At 48.4% G+C, this 494-nt stretch carries 1 tRNA gene and 1 rRNA gene; both read left to right on the top strand.

What is annotated here, in order from left to right:
• A 16S ribosomal RNA gene (locus tag CJ260_RS12550) occupies nucleotides 1–103 on the top strand; the annotation flags it as partial.
• A gap of 117 nt (nucleotides 104–220) precedes the next feature.
• Nucleotides 221–296 (top strand) — tRNA-Ala (locus CJ260_RS12545).
• Nucleotides 297–494 lie beyond the last annotated feature (198 nt).

Genomic DNA, 494 nt, shown 5'->3' with positions numbered 1-494 from the left:
TGAGGTAACCTTACGGAGCCAGCCGTCGAAGGTGGGGGCGATGATTGGGGTGAAGTCGTAACAAGGTAGCCGTATCGGAAGGTGCGGCTGGATCACCTCCTTTCTAGGGAAGAAGTAACGGATTCTGAGGAAGACGTTACGAAACTTCAGGTCGGCATTCTGGAGTACGTACACATTGTTCAGTTTTGAGAGGCCATGAACCTCTCAAGGTAATTAAAGTGGGGGTGTAGCTCAGCTGGGAGAGCACCTGCCTTGCAAGCAGGGGGTCAGGAGTTCGATTCTCCTCATCTCCACCACAATTTTATTATGAAAGACCCGTACCTTGACAACTGCATAAAACGAAACGAACAAACCTCTTTTTTGAAGAAAAAGAGAAAGACTTAACGAACCGAAGAAACTCTGAAAAACGGTGAAGACATAAAGTCAAGCAAGTAAGGGCGTACGGCGGATGCCTTGGCCATATCAGCCGATGAAGGACGCGATAAGCTGCGAAA

This window comes from Megasphaera sp. ASD88, from assembly GCF_002287425.1.
Lineage (GTDB): Bacteria > Bacillota > Negativicutes > Veillonellales > Megasphaeraceae > Megasphaera > Megasphaera stantonii.
Note: the sequence above shows the minus strand (reverse complement) of the source record. Positions and strands in the feature narration are given on the sequence as shown.